Source organism: Bdellovibrio bacteriovorus, assembly GCF_001592745.1.
GTDB classification, from domain to species: domain Bacteria; phylum Bdellovibrionota; class Bdellovibrionia; order Bdellovibrionales; family Bdellovibrionaceae; genus Bdellovibrio; species Bdellovibrio bacteriovorus_B.
Window position 1 is genome coordinate 632,243 of sequence record NZ_LUKD01000001.1, and the last position, 22,795, is coordinate 655,037.

22 protein-coding genes and 1 riboswitch are annotated in these 22,795 nt (G+C 45.6%); of the genes, 8 read left to right on the forward strand and 14 right to left on the reverse strand.

What is annotated here, in order from left to right; genetic code table 11:
• Positions 1–747, reverse strand: coding sequence for a helix-turn-helix domain-containing protein (locus tag AZI87_RS03040; RefSeq protein WP_063204945.1), 747 nt, complete (start codon positions 745–747; stop codon positions 1–3).
• A gap of 261 nt (positions 748–1,008) precedes the next feature.
• Between AZI87_RS03040 and AZI87_RS03045 the strand changes: the two genes are divergently transcribed.
• The gene (locus AZI87_RS03045) at positions 1,009–2,766 is read left to right on the forward strand and encodes an ABC transporter ATP-binding protein (RefSeq protein ID WP_063204946.1); all 1,758 of its coding nucleotides are present in this window, start codon (positions 1,009–1,011) and stop codon (positions 2,764–2,766) included.
• Positions 2,759–4,570 (forward strand): ABC transporter ATP-binding protein, encoded by a 1,812-nt coding sequence (locus tag AZI87_RS03050; protein WP_253696377.1) that lies wholly within the window; start codon positions 2,759–2,761, stop codon positions 4,568–4,570. Before AZI87_RS03045 ends, AZI87_RS03050 begins: the two co-directional genes overlap by 8 nt.
• On the opposite strand, the gene AZI87_RS03055 is transcribed toward AZI87_RS03050, so the two are convergent.
• Together AZI87_RS03055 and AZI87_RS03060 are read right to left on the reverse strand one after the other, a co-directional pair.
• Positions 4,501–5,481, reverse strand: a complete 981-nt coding sequence (locus tag AZI87_RS03055) for a hypothetical protein (protein WP_063204947.1) — start codon at positions 5,479–5,481, stop codon at positions 4,501–4,503. The two genes, AZI87_RS03050 and AZI87_RS03055, sit on opposite strands and share 70 nt — an antisense overlap.
• A 49-nt stretch (positions 5,482–5,530) precedes the next feature.
• Positions 5,531–6,316: a GYF domain-containing protein gene (locus AZI87_RS03060; protein ID WP_063204948.1), complete on the reverse strand. Its 786-nt coding sequence runs from the start codon at positions 6,314–6,316 to the stop codon at positions 5,531–5,533.
• Positions 6,317–6,535: 219 nt separating this feature from the next.
• Here AZI87_RS03060 and AZI87_RS03065 point away from each other — a divergent pair, with 219 nt between their 5' ends.
• Both AZI87_RS03065 and AZI87_RS03070 read left to right on the forward strand, forming a co-directional pair.
• Positions 6,536–7,450: a chemotaxis protein CheX gene (locus AZI87_RS03065; protein ID WP_253696379.1), complete on the forward strand. Its 915-nt coding sequence runs from the start codon at positions 6,536–6,538 to the stop codon at positions 7,448–7,450.
• Between the two features lie 79 nt (positions 7,451–7,529).
• Positions 7,530–7,627: riboswitch (purine riboswitch) on the forward strand.
• A complete protein-coding gene (locus AZI87_RS03070) occupies positions 7,621–8,481 on the forward strand; it encodes an endonuclease I family protein (RefSeq protein WP_063204950.1) in 861 nt (286 codons plus the stop codon). Its footprint overlaps the riboswitch before it by 7 nt.
• Positions 8,482–8,550: 69 nt before the next feature.
• Here AZI87_RS03070 and AZI87_RS03075 read toward each other — a convergent pair whose 3' ends face one another.
• Genes AZI87_RS03075 through AZI87_RS03090 form a run of 4 tightly spaced genes read right to left on the reverse strand, consistent with a single transcriptional unit; the run spans position 8,551 to position 11,626 of the window.
• The gene (locus tag AZI87_RS03075; RefSeq protein ID WP_063204951.1) at positions 8,551–8,955 is read right to left on the reverse strand and encodes an acyl-CoA thioesterase; all 405 of its coding nucleotides are present in this window, start codon (positions 8,953–8,955) and stop codon (positions 8,551–8,553) included.
• An 8-nt stretch (positions 8,956–8,963) separates the two neighbouring features.
• A complete protein-coding gene (phnE, locus tag AZI87_RS03080; RefSeq protein WP_063204952.1) occupies positions 8,964–9,977 on the reverse strand; it encodes a phosphonate ABC transporter, permease protein PhnE in 1,014 nt (337 codons plus the stop codon).
• Complete coding sequence (phnC, locus tag AZI87_RS03085) at positions 9,964–10,731, reverse strand: phosphonate ABC transporter ATP-binding protein (RefSeq protein ID WP_063204953.1); 768 nt, start codon at positions 10,729–10,731, stop codon at positions 9,964–9,966. Before phnC ends, phnE begins: the two co-directional genes overlap by 14 nt.
• Before the next feature lies 1 nt (position 10,732).
• Positions 10,733–11,626, reverse strand: a complete 894-nt coding sequence (locus tag AZI87_RS03090) for a phosphate/phosphite/phosphonate ABC transporter substrate-binding protein (RefSeq protein WP_063204954.1) — start codon at positions 11,624–11,626, stop codon at positions 10,733–10,735.
• 92 nt (positions 11,627–11,718) lie between these two features.
• Here AZI87_RS03090 and AZI87_RS03095 point away from each other — a divergent pair, with 92 nt between their 5' ends.
• From AZI87_RS03095 to hrpB, 3 genes are read left to right on the forward strand one after another with little or no spacing between them, the layout of a single operon-like run.
• Positions 11,719–12,447, forward strand: coding sequence for an HAD family hydrolase (locus tag AZI87_RS03095; RefSeq protein ID WP_081112172.1), 729 nt, complete (start codon positions 11,719–11,721; stop codon positions 12,445–12,447).
• Between the two features lies 1 nt (position 12,448).
• Entirely contained in the window at positions 12,449–13,102 is a 654-nt protein-coding gene (gene rsmI / locus AZI87_RS03100) for a 16S rRNA (cytidine(1402)-2'-O)-methyltransferase (protein ID WP_063204956.1), read from the forward strand.
• Positions 13,102–15,633: an ATP-dependent helicase HrpB gene (gene hrpB, locus AZI87_RS03105; RefSeq protein ID WP_063204957.1), complete on the forward strand. Its 2,532-nt coding sequence runs from the start codon at positions 13,102–13,104 to the stop codon at positions 15,631–15,633. The genes rsmI and hrpB overlap by 1 nt, the downstream gene beginning before the upstream one ends.
• A gap of 919 nt (positions 15,634–16,552) precedes the next feature.
• Here hrpB and AZI87_RS03110 read toward each other — a convergent pair.
• Together AZI87_RS03110 and rpsD are read right to left on the reverse strand one after the other, a co-directional pair.
• Positions 16,553–16,780, reverse strand: coding sequence for a hypothetical protein (locus AZI87_RS03110; protein ID WP_063204958.1), 228 nt, complete (start codon positions 16,778–16,780; stop codon positions 16,553–16,555).
• Entirely contained in the window at positions 16,780–17,406 is a 627-nt protein-coding gene (gene rpsD, locus AZI87_RS03115; protein ID WP_063204959.1) for a 30S ribosomal protein S4, read from the reverse strand. The genes AZI87_RS03110 and rpsD overlap by 1 nt, the downstream gene beginning before the upstream one ends.
• A gap of 184 nt (positions 17,407–17,590) precedes the next feature.
• Between rpsD and AZI87_RS03120 the strand changes: the two genes are divergently transcribed.
• Positions 17,591–17,947 carry a hypothetical protein gene (locus AZI87_RS03120; protein ID WP_063204960.1) on the forward strand — a complete coding sequence of 119 codons (357 nt, stop codon included), beginning with the start codon at positions 17,591–17,593 and terminating at the stop codon, positions 17,945–17,947.
• Positions 17,948–18,400: 453 nt separating this feature from the next.
• Here AZI87_RS03120 and AZI87_RS03125 read toward each other — a convergent pair whose 3' ends face one another.
• The 5 genes from AZI87_RS03125 to AZI87_RS03145 are packed head-to-tail and all read right to left on the reverse strand — an operon-like array spanning position 18,401 to position 22,789.
• Positions 18,401–18,835 (reverse strand): DUF962 domain-containing protein, encoded by a 435-nt coding sequence (locus AZI87_RS03125; RefSeq protein ID WP_063204961.1) that lies wholly within the window; start codon positions 18,833–18,835, stop codon positions 18,401–18,403.
• A gap of 7 nt (positions 18,836–18,842) precedes the next feature.
• Positions 18,843–19,349, reverse strand: a complete 507-nt coding sequence (gene epsC / locus AZI87_RS03130; protein WP_063204962.1) for a serine O-acetyltransferase EpsC — start codon at positions 19,347–19,349, stop codon at positions 18,843–18,845.
• On the reverse strand, positions 19,342–20,310 hold the full coding sequence (locus AZI87_RS03135; protein ID WP_063204963.1) for a 3'-5' exoribonuclease YhaM family protein: 969 nt from the start codon (positions 20,308–20,310) through the stop codon (positions 19,342–19,344). The genes epsC and AZI87_RS03135 overlap by 8 nt, the downstream gene beginning before the upstream one ends.
• Positions 20,310–21,011: a hypothetical protein gene (locus AZI87_RS03140; RefSeq protein ID WP_063204964.1), complete on the reverse strand. Its 702-nt coding sequence runs from the start codon at positions 21,009–21,011 to the stop codon at positions 20,310–20,312. The genes AZI87_RS03135 and AZI87_RS03140 overlap by 1 nt, the downstream gene beginning before the upstream one ends.
• On the reverse strand, positions 21,011–22,789 hold the full coding sequence (locus AZI87_RS03145; RefSeq protein ID WP_063204965.1) for a tetratricopeptide repeat protein: 1,779 nt from the start codon (positions 22,787–22,789) through the stop codon (positions 21,011–21,013). Before AZI87_RS03145 ends, AZI87_RS03140 begins: the two co-directional genes overlap by 1 nt.
• Between the last annotated feature and the right edge of the window lie 6 nt (positions 22,790–22,795).

Below are 22,795 nucleotides of genomic sequence, written 5' to 3' on the forward strand. Positions count from 1 at the left end.
CTAATCTTCTTTACCCTCTTTCTTTTTAATAGCACCCATATACGAATACTGCCAAGGGCGGAAGGATAACAAGACACCCGTGTCTTGCACGGGCACGTTGTGCTCCCCTTCAAAGCGTGACTCCTCTTGCATCTCTAACAAAATGCGCTCGAGTTTTGCTTTGTACTTGGCCAGCGCCGGAGGACTGATTTTTAGAAACGAAAAGCGAATGTAGTCTTCGGGTCTAAAATCGTAACTCAAATAGCTGGTCTTTGTTTGATCGAACAAGGCTTTACCTACAGGTCCATCGCGACGAAAACGCAAAAAGCCTTGGCGCTTGAACTTTACTTTGTCGCGAGGATGAAGCTCGATCAAATTCAATCGGTCTAATTGGAAAAGATATTTTTTCGATTCAGAACTGGCGATCTGATAGTCGCGCTCAATCTTCTGTGGAGTCTTTCCCTCTTGTAACATCATGAAGTAATGCAGAAGGCGCGCATTTTCCGCGAGGGCCTTTTCTTGTTCGTCGGAAAGCGTGACCGCTTGATTGGCCTCTTCCAGATTTGCGGATTTCACGACTTCAGAAAAACTGATATCGGCCACGCGACAGATTTCTTCCAGGCGTTCAAGACTTAAACTCTTGTTGGAAAGAATGCGCTTTACGCTGGATTCGCTTAAACCCAAGGGTTTCGCCAAGTCACGATATAGAACATTCTTCGCTTTTAAAGCGCGTTTGAGTGAGTTTAAAAACTGGTCAATTTGCGACATCTCAACCCCCAAAACTGAGGGTAGCGTATTTTAATACTCTAAGCAAGGGTATTGAATAATAGGACCAACCTGCCGATCCTAGAGACAAGGCACTGTAGGAGGTTTTATGGCCATCTTGAAGTTTCTAGTAGACCGTTTATTCCAGTCTCGCCCTTTCTTTTATGGCTGGGAACAAAGAGCATACGAACGACGCCAAGAGCAATATCGAGGGGAAACCCAAAACTCTTGCAGAGTCCGCTGGGATTAACTAAAGTTCCGACGATGCAATCTGCGACAGAGAACTCCTCTTTATTTAATCGTCCTCTTTGGTTCTACATTAAAAACAATCCCCGAGCCTTCAGCTTGGGGATGCTTTTTTTGTTGATCACCAATGCCCTGGACGGAATTTATCCGTTGATTATGAAAACGGCAATTGATCAGATCGAAACAAAAGTTCCGCTCGATGACATCGGTAAAACATGCGCGATGTTTTTCGCGATCATGGCAGGTTTAGCTGTCAGTCGTTATGGCTGGCGCGCGTACTTCGGAAAGTTTCACACTTTCGCAGCCGAACATATTCGTCAAAAACTTTTCCGCCACGTCACCTCGTTAGGACCTAACTTCTTCCACAAAAACCAAGTGGGCGAATTGATGAGTCTTCTTACAAATGACGTTCAATCTTTCCGCCAAGCCATCGGCCCGGGACTTTTAATTCTCGCAGACGGCATTATCATTATCGGCGTGGTGCTGCCGATCATGATTTCTTTGAACTGGGAATGGACTTGGAAAACCCTGGTGTTCTTGCCGATCGTTCCCTTTTTAATTTGGCGAGTGATGCGCCTAATTCATTCAAACTACAAAACTCAACAAGACCGTTTCTCTGAGCTGACTGGTGTTGCGCAAGAAACCGTGGGCGGCATCCGCGTTATCAAAAGTTTTGCTCAGGAAGACAATCGTACAACGCTTTTCAATAGCGTCAGCTCCGCTTTTGAAAAAGCCTGTAACAAAGTCGCACGCATTGATGCGTTCTTTATTCCTGTGATGGAGTTCGGTGTCACCTCGGGCAGCGTGATTCTGCTTTTTGTCGCTCGCGATGATATTTATTCTGGCGCCGTTACTATTGGCACCTTCGTCGCTTTTCATCGTTACATCCAAAAGATGGTTTGGCCTATGACAGCATTGGGCATGGGCTTTTCTTACTTCCAAAAAGGTTATGCCTCTTTTGATCGTATTAAAGAGGTTCTGCAAACAGAGACTGATATTCCCGATCTGGGAAAGCACGAGCTGACTTCGTTCCAAACCTTAGAATTCAAAAACGTGTCTTATAAGCATAAAGGCAGCTCGGTCTACGTTCTTAAAAATGTGTCTTTCACTTTGAACGCCGGTGAATCCTTGGGCATCATGGGGCCTGTTGGTGCCGGTAAAACTACAATACTGAATCTGCTTTCGCGCATGTATCCGCTGGAAGAAGGTCAGATATTGATCAACGGGCACCCTATCGAGAACATCACCCAGGAATCGTTAAGAAGAACTTTCCTCCTGGTCCCGCAAGAGGCTTTCTTATTTAGCGAAAGCATTTCTGACAATGTCAGCTTCGGCCTCAAAGCTCGGGCCGCCGACGAAGACATCGTTCGTATGACTGAAGTTGTCGATTTAACGACTGAAATTGAATCACTTCCGCATAAATTTGAATCCCAACTGGGCGAACGCGGCGTGAATCTTTCAGGCGGACAAAAGCAGCGTCTGACTATCGCGCGTGGATTGATCATGAAAACGCCAGTTCTTGTGCTCGACGATTCATTAAGCGCGGTTGATACGCAGACAGAAAAAGCCATCGAGGCGGAATTAAGCAAAAGTCACTCAACGATGAGTCGTATTATTGTGGCTCACCGTCTTTCATCTTTAAAAGCCGTGAATAAACTTTTGATCTTAAAAGACGGACAAGTCGAAGCTTTGGGTCCTTATAATGAGGTTTTAGAAAAAAGTCCGACATTTCAAAAAATTGTGCAGATTCAAGGAAAGGGGGATCATCATGAGTGAAAATTTCATGCATGAAGATCTAGTCAAAACTAAGATCACCTACCCCGAATTATTCCGTCGCCTGTGGCCTTACGCACGCAAGGAAAAGCTTTTGCTATTTTCAGCCATCGCCGCTGTCGCCGGTGGCGCGGCCGTCGCTCGTATGATCCCATTCCTAGTGGGATATGCGATCGATCACGGTGTGAAAGAAAAAGACTATAGCGTTTTTATTAATGTCGCTTATGCGTATTTGGCTTTAGAAATCTGCCGTTCGATCTTTTCTTTCGGAAACGTGTACCTGTTTCAGCGATTCGGAAACCGCATGCTTTTTCACTTGCGTGAAGATCTGATGTCGCACGTCCAGCGCCTGCCTCTGCAGTTCTTTAATAAAACCCCGACAGGACGAATAGTGACTCGCCTGACAAATGATGTGATGTCTTTAGGGGAACTTTTTTCTGAAGGCGTTATTGCGGTCTTTACTCAAAGCGTGGTTATCGTTTCTGTCGTGGTGGCCCTGTCTTTGATTTCTTGGAAACTCACTTTGGTTTCTTTGATCTTAGCTCCGTTTTTTATTGGCGCTTCGATCTACTTGAGCAATCGCATTCGCGAGATCTTACGCGAACAAAAGAAGAAACTTTCTTTGATCAATGCTTTCTTAGCGGAAAATCTGAACGGCATTAAAGTCGTTCAGTTGTACAATCGTGTCACCCGCAATCGGGAGCTGTTCGGAGCACTCTCCACCGATTATCGTGATACAAACATGCGTTCGATCCGTGCGTATGCGCTGATGCAGCCGATTATGAACCTGTTTAATGCCACGACAATCACTTCAGCATTGTACTTCGGTGGTTTATTAAGTGCGCAAAATTCAATCGCGATTGGCTCTTTGGTGGCTTTCTTGATGAACATTCAGGACTTCATCCCACCTCTGCGCGAAATCTTAGAAAAGTATCAACAGTTTCAAAACTCTTTAACCAGTGCTGAGCGTATATTCACGCTCATGGACGAAAAGAAAGAGTTTGAACTAGAGAACCTTCACAGTCCCCAAGTCGTTCAAGGCGATATTGAAATTCGCGATCTGACATTTCAATACGAGCCCGAGCTTCCTGCGGTATTAAAGAACATCTCTTTACATATCAAAGCCGGTGAATCGATAGCTCTCGTGGGAAGAACTGGAAGCGGAAAGTCCACTTTCATCTCTTTACTTCAGCGCTTTTACGATGCTCCGGAAAAGTCGATTTATGTCGATGGCGTCGCTTTAGAACGTATTGCCCGTCATGAAATCCGTCATCACGTGGGCGTCGTGCAACAGGATAACTTTATTTTCCGTGGCACGATTCGCGACAATATCGGACTCGGCGACCCAAAGGTCACGGACGAACAGATTCAAAGAGCCTGTGAAAAAACGGGATATATGTCGTTGCTTCTGCGCACAGGACGCGATCTTTCAAGTACCGTCGATGAACGCGGCGCCAATCTTTCTGTCGGCGAAAGACAGCTTATTGCCTTCGCTAGGATTCTGGCATTCAACCCCGATATTCTTATCTTGGATGAAGCGACAGCAAATATTGATTCTGAAAGTGAGCACATCATTCAGGAGGCGACAAAAGAAATCACCAAAGGCCGTACTAGCATTATCATAGCTCACCGTCTTTCAACGATTGAGCAGTGCGATCGCATTGTTGTTTTAAATCAGGGTGAAGTGGCCGAGGTGGGCTCTCACGCAGAATTGATGAAAGCCCAAGGACTGTATTATCAGTTTGCTTCTTTAGGTTTGAAATCCACTTTGATGGATGCATCCGCTGCTGGCACGGCGGAACCATAGAAACGAACGGCATTGATAGACTCAATATAGTCCCAACCATTCACGTTGCTACGAGGAATCGAAACACCATTGATTTTAACCGTGATAGTTTCCACCAGAGGTTTTTTTGAAAGTTTAAAGTCCGTCAAAATCTGATAGATGCGAGATCTAATATTCGTGACCGCTGTAGTCAGACTCGAACTGCAAATGGACTCTGTCACGCCACCGGACGCTTTCGCAATATCAATAAAAGTCAAACCAGACTCAGAGTAATCATTGAATGTGGAGCAATTAATACTAGTAGGCAATACGCCGATGAAATTGAAAACCCAAGAACGACTGCCGTCCACCCAAGGTCTTTTCAAGGAATCTAAAACATTCGTGTAATACGCTACTGGATTTGATACCGGGCTCTTGTCGTTTTCGTTAGATAAAGCAATGACGACAAGCAAAGCGTCTTCCCTAAAGAAACCACGGCCTTCCCCCGCAAGATAGGAGGGCGATAGGGCGATTTCCATGGATTGAAGACCGCGTTCATTGGAGCTCCCCGCCTCACCCACGATCATCCGACTTTTTAAACTGTTCACTAAATCAGGCGTCGACTTCGTCACAAACTTTGGCGAACCGATGAATTTGCCGCCGTCGGGATTTGTACCGCCCACGCTGGTCGTGACGACCGCCATGTGATAATCCATTTTTAAGGAATTTAATTTCGTCACAAGATCAGGCAGTTGGCTCGACAAACTTTGCTGATGTTTTAACATCGAAGACGAGTTGTCGACGATCCAAAGAATATCCACCTTATTATTGTAGGTGACATTTTGATCGAAGTTGTCGGAATCCGCGGGTAGATCGAACTTCACATCCTGTGCACACGCCATTAGCATCATCGCACTGACGCCCACTAACAATGCTGAAAATCCTTTTTTCATAGTTCCTCTAAAAGTTGCGGAAGAGGCCTGGGAACCTCCCCCGAAAAAATTAAGCTGCTTTTGTAGTAAAGTTCTTAATGCTTTCACGGACCGACTGACTGAGGGTCGTGAACTTCACACCGTACTTCACAGATTCAGAATCCGGAGCCGCATCTTTCACAAACTGCTTGCTGACGATCTGGCAGACAGCATTGAAAGGAGGAACCCCATCACCCGGTTGGAAATGCAAGAAGAGAGACTGACCCGGTTGCAAATTCGGAGTGTCGATAAGAACACCAGCTCCGCCTGCGCTGATTTCAAGCGCCTGACCACGGAAAACGGTTTTGTTATTATGAACGATCAAAGAAGCGCCGTAAGAAGCTCGCGCATGACGGCGACGGAAAAAGATCTCTGCCACATCGGCATCTTTGGATTCTTTCATTCCGCGGATACTTTGTGACGAAAACTCTTCCACTTCAGCGACACGTTTCCATGCCGGAAGTTTTGCGTGCCAAATGTAGTCGTATTCAAAAAGAGTTTTTTCTTGCAGCATTTGCACAAGCTCCAGTCTGCAGAAAGGGCCGTAGTTATTGCCTTCCTTCAGAATGAACCACTCTTTGTCTTTGAGGTTCTTAGGTGCCGGAGCCGGAGAAGCGCCAGGACGAACCGCAGGCTTTTGGGCTAGCTTGGTTGCAAACTCGGGGTGCTCTAACAACATCATCCATTCGCCGACGTTGTCGTCGTAAACGTAATCTGTCCATTGATGTTCCTGGGCCTCGATCTTTTTAAGAACCGTCTCATGCGTATACGGTCCAATATGGGTCCCATTGTTAGATAAATAGTACTGTTTTGCCATCTCAGAATACTCCTTAGAAAGTCTATCGGCACAAACAAGACCTGACTTAACTGTAGGAAATTAGACAGTTTCTCAAAGAAAATTCGTTATGTTTCGTCGAACTTTTTGACGAAAATAAGGTTAAAGCCTTCCTCATGAAAGCCCGATCAGATTACTGGTGGTTAAGGTTAGTAATGCCCAAACTGATTGAAGCTTATGGTTTTTGTACAGAAGAAAGAAATGAAGACTAGAAAGAATATCCTCATAGTGGACAACAAGTGTGATTTGGAGCACCAGCTCCGCGAACCACTATTTAAACAGCTAGAAAATTCAGCTGTTGCGCCCATCCTTGTACGAGCCAAAGACGGAGCGGAAGCGGCTATCAAATCTGAAAATCAGAAATTCGACATGGTGATCATCGATACGGAAGTTCCCCGTCTGATGGACGGCGGCTTCGTTTATGGCATTCATACTTATAAAAATACGCAAGATGCTGACGTGATCGTGATTTCACAACGTGAAGAAACGGATCTTCCCGAGTCTTTGCAAAATTCGAAATTCTTTAAAAAACCTGTTTCTCCTGGCGAGTTGATTGATGCGATGATTTCAATTTTAAATATTCAGCATCATGGGGCCTCGAAAGAAACACCTCCGGTTGTCGCGGCTTCAAAGTATGCCGTGGATGTGCGCGTGATCAATGCTGTCATCAAAGCCACGACCAGTGTTCTTGGGCAGTTTGGCGTGACGTCAGTCAACATGGGTAAGGCAGGACCAAAATCCCCGCATGAACCTTTGATGGGCGAAGTCTCTTCTGTGATTGATATCAAAAGCCAGTCGTTCCAAGGTTACTTGACGATCTCTTTTGACAAAGGAAGTTACCTTGAAGTTGTTTCGACCATGTTGATGGAAGAGCAAACAGAGCTTACGCAAGACAATCAAGATGCCGTGGGTGAGATCAATAATATCATCTTCGGTAATGCCAAGGCTGAAATCACCAACTACGGTGTGCAGATGACGGTTCCACGCGTGATTTTAGGCGCGGGGCAAACTGTGCACAGTGCTCCGGGAGCTGCGGGCATGATGATTCCGTTTTCAACGGGTAAAGGGCACTTTTATCTGACCGTTGTCGCGTCACCGATAGCTAAAGTCGCTTAATCCCTCATATTTTAAATGTCAGTATTTTGTTTTGGCGCAGTACGCATTGGATTATGTACTTGCTTCGCTGCCTAATTTCATATTTAAACTTCATACGTTCCGTATATGCTGTGAATAGGGCGCAGCGTTTCTACAAGACACCTAAAATGTCTGTCTATGGAGGGGTTTATATGACAGCAAGTTTACTGTCGGTTCTATTTGTTCTTCTTTCTGGCTCTGTTAATGCAGCCACCATTTCTCAACAAATTCCATACTACGGTGAAGATTTTTATAACGATCTTTCATCGGGTGCTCGAGACGAAGAATTGGTTGAGCGTTTGCACACCGTGCTTAGCAGCCAACACCGTGCGATCCCAGGTCACCTGGATGAAATCACGGATAACTGCAACGGCTCTAACGGTTGTTACCAACACATCTCACTGGGTTATGACCGTGCCCGCATCTTCCTTCTAGGCGTTTATTACCTAGTCGATGAAGGAAACGGCAACTACGGTCTTCCTGATGTTTACTGCGGTAATATCAGACACAGCCACGAATTCCGTGGAACACCTCCTGGTCCTCGCGTCATCCCCGACAGCACGACTCTGAACACAGAGCACACATGGCCTCAAAGCCGCTTCACCGGCAAATTCAACAAAGGCATGCAAAAATCAGATCTTCACCATTTGTATCCCGCCGACTCTGAAATGAACTCTGTTCGCGGCAACAATGAATTCGGTGAAGTTTCCAGAGATTCAAAAATTCTTAAATGTAAAGAATCACGCACCGGCAAAGGCACTGGTGGAAGTGCAGAAATCTTTGAACCACCAACGGCGCACAAAGGAAATGTCGCTCGCGCTCTTTTCTATTTCTCAGTTCGTTACAGCATTCAAATCAGCTCTAACCAAGAAAAAGTTCTTCGCAAATGGCATCTTGAAGATCCAGTTGATGAAGAAGAAATGCACAGAAATAATGAGATCCAAAAAGCTCAAGGCAATCGCAACCCGTTCATCGATTTCCCAGAGTTGGTTGATTACATTCAAAACTTCTAAGATCTGAAGGTCTTAAATGAAAAAAGGCATCCTCCAGGATGCCTTTTTTATTTTCTGCTCTTGAAAAGCTTATTCCATTCCCAAAGCGGCCTTCCACTCTGGCGTAGGCTCAATCAAGCGACGCTCTTTCATATCAAACAACCCGAAAACGAATGTCGCTTCATTTGCGACCGATCCATCCTCTTTGACCATTTGCTGAAGCATGGTCGCAATCTTGCCTTTATAGCTTGTCACTTTAGACACGATCGTGATGCTTTCGCGCAGTCGAATTTCTTTTAAAAATTTGATATTCACTTCAAGGATGACCGGACCCATCTTCTTTTGATGAATTTCTTTAAAACCAAACCCACGCGGCGTGATGATTTCCCAACGAGCCTCTTCGTAAATTTGCAAATACGTGGCGTTGTTGATGTGCCCGTATGAGTCCACATGATGTTCTTTGATTGTGATTTTAAAAGGACTTAATTCTGACATAACCACCTCTATTTAAGAGCTTCACGAATATGTGCGGAGGCTAAATCCAGCGCCCACACTACCACGGCGATCACGGCGATAATGCAACCGACTTCGCGCCACATCGCTTGGCCCTGATACTGAACCAACATTGTTCCAATGCCTCCCCCACCAACCAAACCGATGATGGTGGCCATGCGCACATTGATGTCCCAGCGATAGACCGTAAATGAAATATACGGCAGAAGCACTTGAGGAACAATCGCATACCAAATTGTTTGCAGTTTATTGGCGCCGGTCGATTCAATGGCTTCGATGGGACCTTCTTCGACCGCCTCTATCATTTCAGAATATTGTTTGGCGAGCGAAGCAATCGAGTGAATCATTAAAGCGAGCATGCCCGCGAACGGCCCGATGCCAACCCACACAGAAAAAATGATGGCCCAAATCAGCGCTTCGATAGAGCGAGTGATATTTAAAAACGTGCGTAAAACTAAATACACCGTTTTTGCAAACGGTCCGCGCATGATATTTTTAGCGCAGAGAAAGCTCAGGACAAATGCCGCAGGTATCGCCAATGTTGTCGCTAAGAACGCCATAAAGATCGTTTCGATAATATTTAAAACAGCCCTTGGAAGAACTTCCCAATTTGGGTCCAACAGCCCCTTAAAAAGTCGAACGGCGCCAGCAAAGCCGTTTTCATCTAGAATTTCTATTAGCGAAAATTCCGTTTTATAAATAGAGACGATCAAAGCCGTCAGTAACGAAATGATGAGCTGCCACCCCCAGAAGCGGCGAAACCAAGCTTTGTCTTCTAAAGTGGGTGGCGAGGTCTTAAATAAGATGTCACCCAGAGTAACGACCTTCATTTTTTTTAATAAAATACTGAAGCCGCATCCGACGGCAAAAAATGCAAGCGCACTGCCCGCCACCACCGGAAGGTTCAACATCGCGTCCTCTGAAGAAACAAAAAAAGCGACAGTTAAGACGGAAAGAAAGAACCCAAAAATAATTCCATCAAATATAATTTTACGAAATGTCATGGGCGTCTTCTCCGTAAATACGATGGAACCACTCTTCGGTGATCTCTTCTGGCTTTCCGGTGAAAACAATTTCTCCTTCTTTGAGCGCCACCACCCGTGTGGCGTATTTACGCACTAAAGAAAGAAAATGCAGATTCGCGATCACCGTAATACCAAGCTCTTGATTAATCTTTTTAAGATAATCCATCACCGCATGCGAGGTTGCGGGATCTAAAGACGACACGGGCTCATCCGCCAAAATCAACTTCGGCTTTTGAGTCAGCGCTCGCGCAATGGCCACACGCTGTTTTTGTCCTCCTGAAAGATGATCCGCTCTTAGCAACGCTTTGTCGGCAATCCCGACAAGTTTTAGATTTTGCAGGGCCTCTTTCTTATCTTCGTCAGAAAATAAACCGAAGAAACTTTGCCACGTCGATTTTTCTGCCAGTCGTCCCATCAACACGTTCTTCAGAACACTTTGCCTAGGAATCAAGTTGAAGTGCTGAAAAATCATGCCGATGTTCTTACGCAGCCGACGTACGTTTTCACCCTTTTTTAATTGGCCGACATCTTCACCTTCGAAAAAGATGTGTCCTGACGTTGGTTCATGCAGACGATTCAGACAGCGAAGCAAGGTCGACTTTCCTGAACCACTTAAGCCGATGATGACTAAGAACTCCCCAGGTTGAACTTCTAAATTCACCTCTTTTAAAGCGCGCACCCCATTGGGATAAGTCTTTGAAAGATTTCGCACACTCAGTAAAGGAGTGGTCATTTTATTTTCCTTCGGGCGGCGCCAAGGTTTTTAGCATTTCACGAACGCTGTCGTAATCGCTGTCGGTGGCTTTTTTAAAATTCGTCGCTCCCAACATCAGATCAATAGCTTTAAGTCCTTCGGGAGTTGCCGCAAATTGCAGAAGTGTGTCCACGATTTTTTCTTTCATCTCTTCTGGCATGTCTTTTCTGAAAACGATCGGATCATTGGGGATGGGTTCAGAAAGCTCAATAATTTTTACTTTCTGTTCGACATCAGGATATTGAGTTTTCACCAAACGACGAGCATCTTCAATCTGGCCATTCTGTGCCGGGCTATAGTAGGTGGCTCCGGCATCCACTTGGCCTTGATAAATCATCGTCACCACCGAGTCATGTTTCATCGCAAACACAGTGTCTTTAGGTTCGATCTTCAGATCCTTCAAAGTCTTCAGCGGCAAAAGATATCCGGAGGTGGAGGCGGGATCGACAAACGCCACTTTCTTTCCGGCCAAGTCTTTCAGTGTTTTGATTTTGCTGTCCGCACGAGCGAGAAACTGAGATTGATACGTCGCAATTCCGTAACGAATCACCGTCAGTCGGGCTTCAACACCGTACTGCTTATGGGCAAGGTAATAGCCATAAGTGTTGATGGCGGCCACGTCGGCCCTTTTTGTGCCAAAAGCTTCAACGACGGCGACGAAAGATTGAGGGATGGTGATTTCGTACTTGTAGGGAGTGTTTTTCTCTAAATACTCTTCAAGCACTTTGGCATTATCAGCAAGCACCTTAGCATCGACAGCAGGCACAAGATGAAACTTGATAGGATTTTTTTCAGTGCCCAAGGCATCTTTTTTTAAGTTACATCCCGATACCAAAAACGAACTGATCAGGACCATTGTAAGAAGTCTTGTCATGCTGTAAGCCTCCAAAGCTATTATAGAAAATCACTCTGACAGGGCAAGAAAAGTCTTTGATTTCACTGGACTTGTATGGCTAGATGGCCCTTATGTTAGAGCAGGTTCTTGATAATATTCGAGCGATCACTCAACAAGGCGAAAAAAGCCTGGTTGTATTTGATTTAGATTCCACCCTTTTTGATGTCAGTCCGCGGGTGGAAAGAATTCTTCTCGACTTCGCAGCCTCCCCCATCAATCAAAAGAAATTTCCTGAGCAAACGACTTTGCTTAAGAACATTAAAACCATGCGCTCAGATTGGGGTATCACCGCCGCTTTGGAACGCGCAGGTCTTGATGGTGCTCATCCCGAATTTCAAGAGGCCATTCGCGCTTATTGGCAGAAACATTTCTTTTCAAATCACTATCTTCAATTCGACTCTTTGTATGATGGCGCTTTGGAGTTTGTTCTTGAAGTTGAAAAAGCCGGAGCAGACATCGCCTACCTTACAGGACGAGATGTGGAACGCATGGGTATTGGCTCTGCAGAAATTCTTCATCAATGGGGTTTCCCGATGAATGATCGTGCGAAGCTCGTTTTAAAACCTCATCGCAGCATGGATGATGCTCAATTCAAAACCGATTGGTTTATCGAAAACGATAAGAAGAATTTTAAAAAGATCTACTTCTTTGAAAATGAACCCGTGAATTTAGTGCATCTGGAACAATTCTGCCCGCATGTGGAAATGATTTTCTTTGAGAGCACTCATTCAGGTAAGGCACTGGCTCCGGCGAAACTTCCTCGCATTATTAATTATCTGCTAAACCAAAAGGCCAACTAGCGTGTTATATCTTGTTGCTACACCTATCGGAGAAACGAGCGAGATCACCCTACGCGCTTTAGAAATTCTAAAGTCCTGCGACATCGTCATCTGTGAAAGCACGAAAGAAGCTTCCAAGTTGTTGCGGGCCCACGGCATCACTGGCAAAAATTATGAAGTGCTCGATGAACACTCCACTGCGGAAGACAAGGCGGCCTTAGTTCCTCTTTGTGCGGAAAAGAATGTGGCCTTGGTCACGGACTGTGGCACTCCTGGATTCTGCGACCCGGGGGCGGATTTAGTTCGCCTTTGTCGTCAAAAAAATATTCCGGTAAAGTCGGCTTTAGGCGCCTCGGCACTGATGGGCCTTCTTTCATTGAGTGGCCAACGACTGGATGAATTTGTCTTTCGTGGATTCTTGCCTGCAGAAACTGAAAGCCGCCAACGGGCGCTTAAAGAACTGACTAAAGAAAAGCGCGCCATCATCGTGATGGACACTCCTTATCGTTTGAAAAAAACTTTGAATGATATGAAAGAGCATTTTTCAAATCGTAAAGTACTTTTAACGCTCAATCTTTCTCAAGAAGATGAAACAGTTTTGGAAGGACCGATTGATAAAGTGATGTCGTCGGTGCCTTTTGAAAAAGCAGAATTCATGCTTCTGATCTATCCTTAATGACGAATTTGACTTCACTTCCCATTGATAGCTTTATTCCCGCTATTCAGGACAAACTGAGAAGTGAAAACAACCTTGTGATCACCGCTGCGCCCGGTGCCGGTAAAACCACACGCCTACCTCCAGCTCTTTTAAGTGTCGTTGCAAAAAAGGTGGTTGTTCTTGAGCCAAGAAGAATGGCCGCGATTGCCGCTGCTCATCGCATCGCTGAAGAACAAGGCTGGCAAGTGGGCCGCGAAGTTGGATATCAAGTTCGATTTGCCAATAAGACTTCAAAAGAGACTCGTCTTATTTTTATGACTGAGGCCTTGCTTGCAAGACAGATGATTCAAGATCCTGAATTGCAAGACGTGGATCTGGTAATTCTGGATGAGTTTCATGAACGCTCCATGCATGTGGACTTGGCGTTGGGTCTATTGCGTGAACTTCAAGAGCTGGGCCGTGATATTAAGATTCTTGTCATGTCTGCCACATTGGAGGCAGACAAAATTTCTGCTTATCTTGGGGGTTCTGGAATTATCAGCGTACCCGGAAAACTTTTTGAGCTGGATGTTCGCTATCAAAAGTCTTCTCAGCACCTGCAAACCTTTCCTGGGTTTTACGACACTGTTTTGCAAACGGTGAAAGAAGCTCAAGCTCAGACTGATAAGGATATTTTGGTGTTCCTGCCCGGCGTGGGAGAGATTGATCGAGCCCTGAATGCTTTGCAAGCCTGGGCGGACGGAAAAAACATTGAGCTTGTGCCTTTGCATGGATCCTTAAATATCGAAGATCAACGCCGAGCTTTGCAAAAGTCTTCGCGTCAGCGAGTGATTCTTTCTACGAATATCGCGGAGTCTTCGGTGACCATTGATGGCGTGAATACCGTGATTGATTCGGGTCTTGCGAAGAATATGAAGCAAGATCATCGCACCGGATTTTCACGCCTTGAGCTTGGCCGAATCAGTTTATCAAGCGCCATTCAAAGAGCCGGCCGCGCCGCTCGTCAGTTTCCCGGCGTTTGCTATCGTCTTTGGAATAAGCACGATGAACTTTCCTTTAGTAAAAGCGAAATCGCTGAAATTCAGCGAGTGGATTTGACCGAAAGCCTGCTTTTTCTGAGTGCTCAAGGAGTGACGGACTTTGAAGCCTTTAGTTGGTTTGAAAAGCCTGCCGCCGTGGCGATTCAGAATGCATCGAGGTTTTTAAAAATTGCGGATGCCATTGATAGCGCTAATAAGATCACCGAACTTGGAAAGCGCATGCTCCACTTCCCTCTGCCGGTGCGCTTAGCAAAGCTCATGCTTGTTGGAATGGAACTGAAAGCGACGGAACTTGCGTCTGAAATGGCGGCTTTGCTTCAAGAGAGAGACATACTGCGAAAAGAAGGCGTGAATTCTTTTATCGGTGATAATTTAGAATGTGACCTTTCTGCGAGACTGGAAGTTCTGCACCAATTCCGTAAAGACAAACGCGCGCCAAAGGAAGCCGCTTTTTTCGCATTACAGACCGTCGACCAAGCCGCTCGCCAAACCGAAGAATTGGCGAAACGCCTTCTGAATAAGGAAGAAAAGTCCTTGTCGAAGGAAGAACAAAAGGTTTTAACGAAAAAGATTTTGTTGTCAGCCTATGCCGATCGTTTGTGCCGTCGCCGAGGAAAGTCTGAAAGAGCCCTTATGGTCGGCGGTCGTGGAGTCAAACTTCAACCGGAAAGCTTGGTTAAGAATTCAGAATTCTTTGTGGCGCTGAACGGCGTCGAAGGAAGCTCTGACGCAGAAACTGTCGTCAGCCTGGCTTGCGGATTTGAGAAAGATTTTATTCTTCAGAATTTCAAAGACAGCATCACGAAGGTGAAAGATGTCACCTTCATTGAGGAAAAAGGCCAGTTCTTCTCGCGCGAATATCGATCATTGCATGGCTTGGCCCTAGATGAACCGACTTTATCACCTGCTTCCAGTGAAGACATCGCAAACAAATTGCCTCAAATCTTGAGCGAAAAATTAGAACTCGTTTTTAAATCCAATGAAAAACTTGCTGACTGGTGGCAACGCCTGGAGTTCTTGGAGAAACAAGAACCGCAGAATTTGGATTTAGAAAGTTTGAAATTAGAAGCGTTCACGCAAGCATGCATGGGTGAAACTAAAATGCAGGTTGTGATGGAAAAAGACCTGGTCTTTTTCTTTGAAAACGTCTTCCCCGAAGAAGTCGTTCAGACTTTAAGAAAAGAACTGCCCGATAAAATTCAGGTTCCTAGCGGCAGTCATATCAAAGTCCACTACCCTTTAGATAAAGCGCCGTACTTAGAAGTAAGAATTCAAGAAGTCTTCGGCATGATGGAGACACCCAAAGTGTATTTCGGAAAAATTCCGTTAACATTTCATTTATTGGGACCGAACTTCCGCCCCGTCCAAGTGACATCGAACTTAGAGAGTTTCTGGAAAAACGGTTATCCCGAAGTGCGCAAAGAATTGCGAATCAAATATCCCAAACACCAATGGCCGGAAGATCCTGCCGATGGAACGCCGGAAGCCAAAGGCCGCCGTCGCTTTTAGTCTTTCTTCCTTCTGGCGGGGATTTGCCTTAGAAAGCTTTAAAGTAGATTGTCGCTTCGTTCGGGCACGCCGTCCGGGCTCAGTCGCCGCCGCACTTCGTGCGGTTCGCGCCATCGTGGCGCCGGCAAAGGCCCTCACTACGGACACTCTACTTTAAAGCTTTCTAAGGCAAATTTTGCTAGATAGAAGAAAGGCTATTCAGCTTCGCTGTTGGGTTTGGGTCGGCTTCCGCCGACGTTGGGATTGTATCAATATCGACTTCCGATTTTCAACGGATAGATTCAACGAAATCTTTTGGAATTTTAGTTTTACCTTTCGCTCGAAGTAATCTCGGAGAAAACCAAATTTGTGATCAGCGATTGCAAGTTTCAATTTGCGTGAAGCAAACTAATGCAGACAAAAGGTACAAATCTACTGCCATCGTGGCAGTGAAATTTGAATATTGAATTGGCTTCAAAACCACAGAAGAAAATCCGCGAAGGTCACTTCCAAAGTGAAAGTAAAAAGTGAGGCCAATCAGTCCAAATCCACCGCCACCGTGGCGGTAACTTTCGTCCTGTTCTGTTCACTGCCTTTCAAATATCAAAAGTTCTTCTAACCCAAAACCCGACAGAAACCACATCTGCATTAAGCACAGCCCACAAAAATTTCTAGCGATTTAAAAATAAAAAAGTGAATGCAAAAAGAACCAAGGAACCATTCAAGCCGTAACAGCGAAATGATTTTGAATCCAGCACAGATTTGGGAGTGGGGGAAGGCCCCTCTTGAAGCCCGTCCGAAGGCTCGGCCTTAGCCGGCGCCACGATGGCGCGAACCGCACGAAGTGCGGCGGCGATTGAGCCAGGATGGCGTGCCGACCGAAGCGACGGGCTTCAAGAGGGGCCTTCCCCCACTCCCAAATCCGTCGCTCGAAGCAAAACTAGTGAACCCGCTTACAAGCACAAACGGCCTCGTCGCCGTCCGCCTCCGCAAGCTCTTCTTCACGGTTTTCAAGATACGCTAGAAACGCGGCAGAGCGAAAAGCCAGATCGTATAAAGTGTCCATATCGATCACGAACTTTTCCTCGCCGAGTTTTAGCGCAGCATAAGAATCGGAAATTTCTTCGAAGGCAATTTGTTCTGCCTCGATGAATTTAGAATTTTTCATTAGCCCCTCATTGAGTAGTAACCGATGACAAGACCTGGTTCGAAAGCAAAAGGAACTGCTTCCAAATTCGGTTCATCAGTCAGGCGGCCTTCTTCTTTACCCGCAACTTCTTCTTTCACCATGAATGTCGGAAGCGGAAGGCGCGGAGCTTGTTTCGCCTGCAAGTAGACTTGGTTGTCGTAAGCTTCGTCTTTCAAACGAATCTTGTCGCCGACCTTAATAATAGCGGAAGCGATGTTCACTTTCTTACCATTCACCAAAACTTTACCGTGAGAGATCAATTGTTTCGCCGCTGGAATGCTAGAAGCAAAGCCCAGACGGAAAACCACGTTGTCCAAACGTTTTTCCAAAAGGTTGACCAATGCCTCAACCCAGTTTGTAGAAGCTGATTTTTGCGCTTTCGCGATGATACGACGGAATTGCTCTTCACGCAGACCGTAGTGGAAACGGATTTTTTGTTTTTCTTCCAATTGCAAAGCAAACTCAGAATACTTACGACGTTGCAAGCCGTGTTGGCCCGGAGGATAAGGGCGTCTTTCTAAAGCGCCAGACTTCCCCATACCAGGAAGTTCCGTGAGTAAACGTCTTTGTCTTTTAAAGCGTGGAGTTTTACCTGTTCTTTTCATTTATTCGTCCTTCACAATATCGTCAGATGATTTAAAAGCCTCTGAGGTGAAAGAACAGAATTTCCTAAAATTTCTGGATCAATGAAAGTATGAAGAAAACGGAATGAAAGCGTGTTGAGATTGAAAACAAGTTGAAACCAGCTTCTTCCCTATGCTAGAACCCGGGCCACAAAAAGGTGGCACTATGAAATTTGTTGTAGCAATTGCGACGGTATTAGTTGGATTCAATGCTTTGGCCTCTACGGAAGTTCTTTTGAACTGCAAACACATCGACCAAGCAGACATCAGCACTGCGGTTGTTCAAACTTACGCAGACCCAGCGAAAAAATTCTCTTTGGAACTTGTCCTGACTTCTCCTGCTGGCGAGACTCAATCTATCGAAATCGACTCTGAAGACTACACTGAAGGTTGGATCGCTCTTCCTGCTGAAGACACAGCAGAACGCTATTTAACTCGCCAAGAAGGCGGCTGGGAAATCTTCGGCACTATCGGCCAAGCGACTTACTTCGCCACAGCAACATGCGAAGAAAAAGCTGAGTAAAAAAAGTCTTCACCGCTCCCCATACCGGGAACCGAGTGATGATCAAAAAGGCTCATATGCAAGGCGGAAGGTTTTTTCCGAAACGGAGGCGTGCTGGAGGCACGTCGGAGTGAAGGAAAAGGCCTGACAACACAGTCAGATGGGCCTTTTTCATCATCACGAATTTAGTAAGATGGGAAAAAGGTCGTTCTTATTAAACCTTTTTCCCATCTCACTTCGCCTAAACTACCAACCAGTTAGGCGACGACGGCGATTTCTTTTGCGAACTGGAACATTTGTTCCTGTGCTCTCTTGATGAGTTGTCGAAGTTGGCACCGTCTGGATTGTTTCTGTCTGCTTCATAGCCGAACTCCTTTCGTCTAGATTAAGAACTCCATCCATTGTCGCAGAGAAGCAGAGCATCAATCGACGCTTTTAATATTAGTCTTGGGTCATGAAAACAGGTTGAGAAAACTATTTCTTCCGAAACAGAGATTGTACGACCCACAAAGGACCGATCAGCAAAAATTGTAAGTCTTTGAAAAATGAAGGCTTTTTACCCTCGATTTGATGACCCTTAAATTGGCCTATCCAAGCTAAAACGAATATAACCGACAAGATATAAACGGGGTTCCCCAGTTGACTCAGTGCATAAGTTAGGACGTAACTGAGGATCACTTGCGCCAACATTACCAAGAAAGCCTGGGCTCCGAGGGTCATATACCATCCAAGGGCGATGGCAATAAGGACCTCCCCCACTCGAATTGGTCCCATAGAAAGCGGAATTTGGATCAATAAACCCACGATAGAAAAGAAGATCAAGGGCACGCAGATCTTATGAATCAACTGGTTCTTAGGATTCTGATGACTTTCGCTGTATTCAGAAAACCATTGCTCCAGTGATTTCATAGCTCTCCTATTTTTGTGTGGAAAGAGGGCCTACCATCGTGGCTCCTGGTGGAACATCTTTAGTCACAACGGCATTTGCGCCGATCAAAGCGCCATCACCCACAGTGATGGGTCCCAAAACTTTCGCACCGGTACCAATAAGAACTTTGTTACCTACAGTCGGATGGCGTTTAACCGGATCGAACTTCAAGCCACCCAAGGTGACTCCGTGAAAGATAATGCAATCATCGCCGATAACAGCAGTTTCGCCGATCACGACGCCCATGCCGTGATCAATCACCAAACGCTTACCGATGGTAGCGCCAGGATGAATTTCAATTCCTGTCAGCAATCTTGAAATCTCGGCCACCAAACGGCCGATGAAAAACAATTTGGCTTTGTAACAAGCATGCGCGATTCGATGAAAGAACAATGCTTTCGGCCCTGGATACAAAAGACCAATTTCCCAGAGGGATTTGGCAGCAGGGTCATAGTTTTTATACGTGCGCAAGAACTCTAGAATACCATTAACCATTTAACTTCTCATTCATATCATCGAGCAGGAAATAGCGATCAAAGAGTTCATTGTATCGGGACCACTTTTCGCCCGAGCCTCTTTCCGCGTCCATCAACGTCTTTAACGTCGCTACTTTACTGTCAAAGTCATCGACCATGGCGATCACCATCGCTTCTAAAAATTTAGGTCTTTTCGGGGAACCGTATTCCAGTTTGCCGTGATGACTTAAAATAATGTGCTTACAAATATCGCGCAGTTCCTCGTTGAATCCCAAGATGCGCGAGGCTTTTTTATCGATCAACTCACAGGCAATTTGCATATGACCAATCAGACGACCGCGGTCTGTGTAGGAGATACCATTGTCGTAAGAAAGTTCCCACAACTTTCCGATGTCGTGAAAAATAGCGCCGAATAAAAGAAGATCTCGGTTTAAAAAGGGATAGTGAGATCCCATGAAGTCCATGATCTTACAAATCGAAAGAATGTGCTCAAGCAATCCCCCCGTCCACGCGTGGTGAATGGATTTCGCTGCCGGAGCTCTTAAAACTTTCGGGCGAATCTCTGGATCTTCTAAAGTATCTAAGATTAACTGACGAAGGTGATCATTCTTCATGGTGCGAACCATGTTCAAAAGCTCAACCAACATGTCTTCGGTATTACGCGAAGATTTTGCGATAAAGTCTTCAAAATTCACCGTTGAAGAATCCACTCTCTCCAAACGATGCACGACAAGCTGCTTGCGATTCTGAAAAAGTTGAATCTGGCCTTTGATTTTAACGACGTCACCAACTTCGAATTCTTTTGCCAGCTCATCCACGCGATCCCAAAGACGTGCGTCCAGGCTTCCGGTGGCATCACCCAACTGAAGACCCATAAAAGGACGTCCATTTTTTCCGATACCGACATGCTTTTCTTTCACTAAGAAAGTCATGTCTACGCCATCTTTATCCTGAAGACTTTGGATCGATTTTCTTTCCATTACGGGGCCTCACAGAAAAGTGGTGAATATTCTGGGTGCGTGAAAGTGACTTGCGCTAAGTAAACATCATTGTCTTTTTGGGCAGAGAAAAAGAAAGTGCCGCCCAAAACACTGACATAGCGTTCTTGCGTGGTGTTGACCTTAATACCTTCACCTGCCATTTCTTTTAAGAAACGATCAGTGATATCGAAGAACTGATTGCAGCCGGAGCCAAAAATTTGCTGACCAAGGCGACGCTTGCGAGCTTTGCTGACAAAGATAACTTTTTTTGCCGTCGCCGTTTCGAACTGGGGGAACTCAAACCCTACAAAGAAAGATCCCTGCTTTTTTGTGATGTAACGGGATAAATCCACCGTGCCACCACCTTTAGGTAATAAGAGCTTCACAGCTTTGTTTTCGACAATGCCGTCATTTTTTTCGACTAAGAAAACATTCACTTCAGAAAAAACCAGATTTTTACCAACAGCCGACGGAACTGGAGCCGCCCCATGTTCGCCACCGCCACCTTCGGCGTGCGCTCCCTCCGGAGCCGCTTTGAATTCCAGCATGTCCCACACTTTTGAGGGAACTTTTAAGTCTTCGGCTAAGTCTTCGAATTTAACGTCATGATATTCAGAAACGTGATAACCCGCAGGATCTGAGGTGCAGCCTGCAAGAACTAGAGACATCCAGAATATAGAAACCTGGACGAACTTGATCATCACTCGTACTCCAGTTGATCCCTCAACTCTAGCAACGGAAGAAAGTTAGGTTCTGATTGAAGTCCCGCACGAACGTAATCATAAGCTGCCGTGCGATCATTGTTTCTCATCATAACCCAAGCCAAACCATAAAGTGCAGACGCACTTTGTTTATCTTTATTATACGCATCCGTGTAAGCTTTTTGTGCGCAAGCAACATCACCTGTATTAATACAGATATCGCCCATCAAAAGATCTTTCACTGACAAAGTTGAAAGCTCTGGCATTTTAAGAATCGCTGTGGACTCTGGCAAACGACCGATTTTAGCTAAGTAACTAGCTTGAGTCGAAAGCACATAAGCATCTTTCGGAGCCTCAGCCATCGCTTCTTGCAAAAGTTTTGCGGCGTCACTATCACGATTGATTTCCATCAAACACACCGCACGCAAAGCTTTAAGCTCCGGATTTGGAGGTTGTTTTTGATAAATTTCGTCACAGTATTTTTCTAAATAATCCCATTGCGTGAAACGCCACTCGACATGCAAAGGATGTGTGTAGTTGCGAGCTTGACCAGGCATTTGACTTAGGAACTGCACAACGGCTTGATTCAAGCCATCAACATCTCCCAAAAGGTTCTGCGCATAGACATTGAAAAGAAGAAGTTCCTGACGAAGATAGCCGGTTTTTTGAACGTTGGCTTTGATATCGCGAACCAGATTCTGCAAAGCGGCCGCATCCGAATTTGCTTTTGCATATTCTACGGTCGACATCGCACGGCCAAAAAGAGCTAACACTGAATTTGGATTTTTACGATAGATACCATCGAAGTCGCGCATAGCTTCGCCATAATTGCCTTTTTTCTGCTGGATAATTGCTAAATTCAGCAACGCAGAAACATTGAAAGGCTCGTGACCAATGGCTTTTTGCAGAGTGTCCTCGGCCTGTTTTAAATCACCGTCCATCATGTAAGAAACAGCGATACCTAAATAGGCATCCACGATTTCAGCACGGCTTCTGCCCTCTTTAACCAAGGCTCTTTCTAAAATACGACGCCCCATCAAACTTTGACGGTCTTCTGAAATCAATACCGAGGCCATCTGAACTTGCGATTCCGCATCCGGCTCTTTCAGCTTCGTGGCCTTCATATAGGTCTGTAAAGACTTTTCGTAAAGTCCTAACGTCTTATAGCGAATGGCCTGAGACATCAGCTCATCATAGCCCAAGCTTTTCTTCTTACCTTTTTGTGACAAAGAAAGCACGACGACGCCAGCGATGACCAGGGAGGCTGCAATCAAACTCCAACGAAGAACATTGGATTTCTGACGAATTTTTCCTTGAAGACGAGTGTCACCGGAAGCGCCATAACTTTTTGCGGTCGCCGGAGTCGTCGTCGAACGCGACACGGGCTGCTCGCGAACCGGAGTCACATCTTTAAATCCCGTCTCGCGCACAGGCGGTGGAGTTAAATCTAAATTCGGTGGAACCGGTGTCGGAGTTAAATCATCGGTCACAGGAATGATATCAGTACGAGTCATCGTGTGATGAGCAATCGACTGAGTCATCGTCTGTTCTGATTGAGAGTCCTGCTCTTCACGGATATTTCTGACGATATCCATGAAAACCTTGTTTTCGCGAATGTAACTCCAACGTCCTTCAGGCAGACGGACTTCATCAATAATAGAAACTTGTTTTGTACGAAGCTGCTCCGTGACTTCGGACAACGTAAACGGGCCCAGGATCCTGGTTGAGGATTTGACGAGCCAATTTTTTTCGTTGCCGTTCACGTTGTCTGTACTCATATCAGA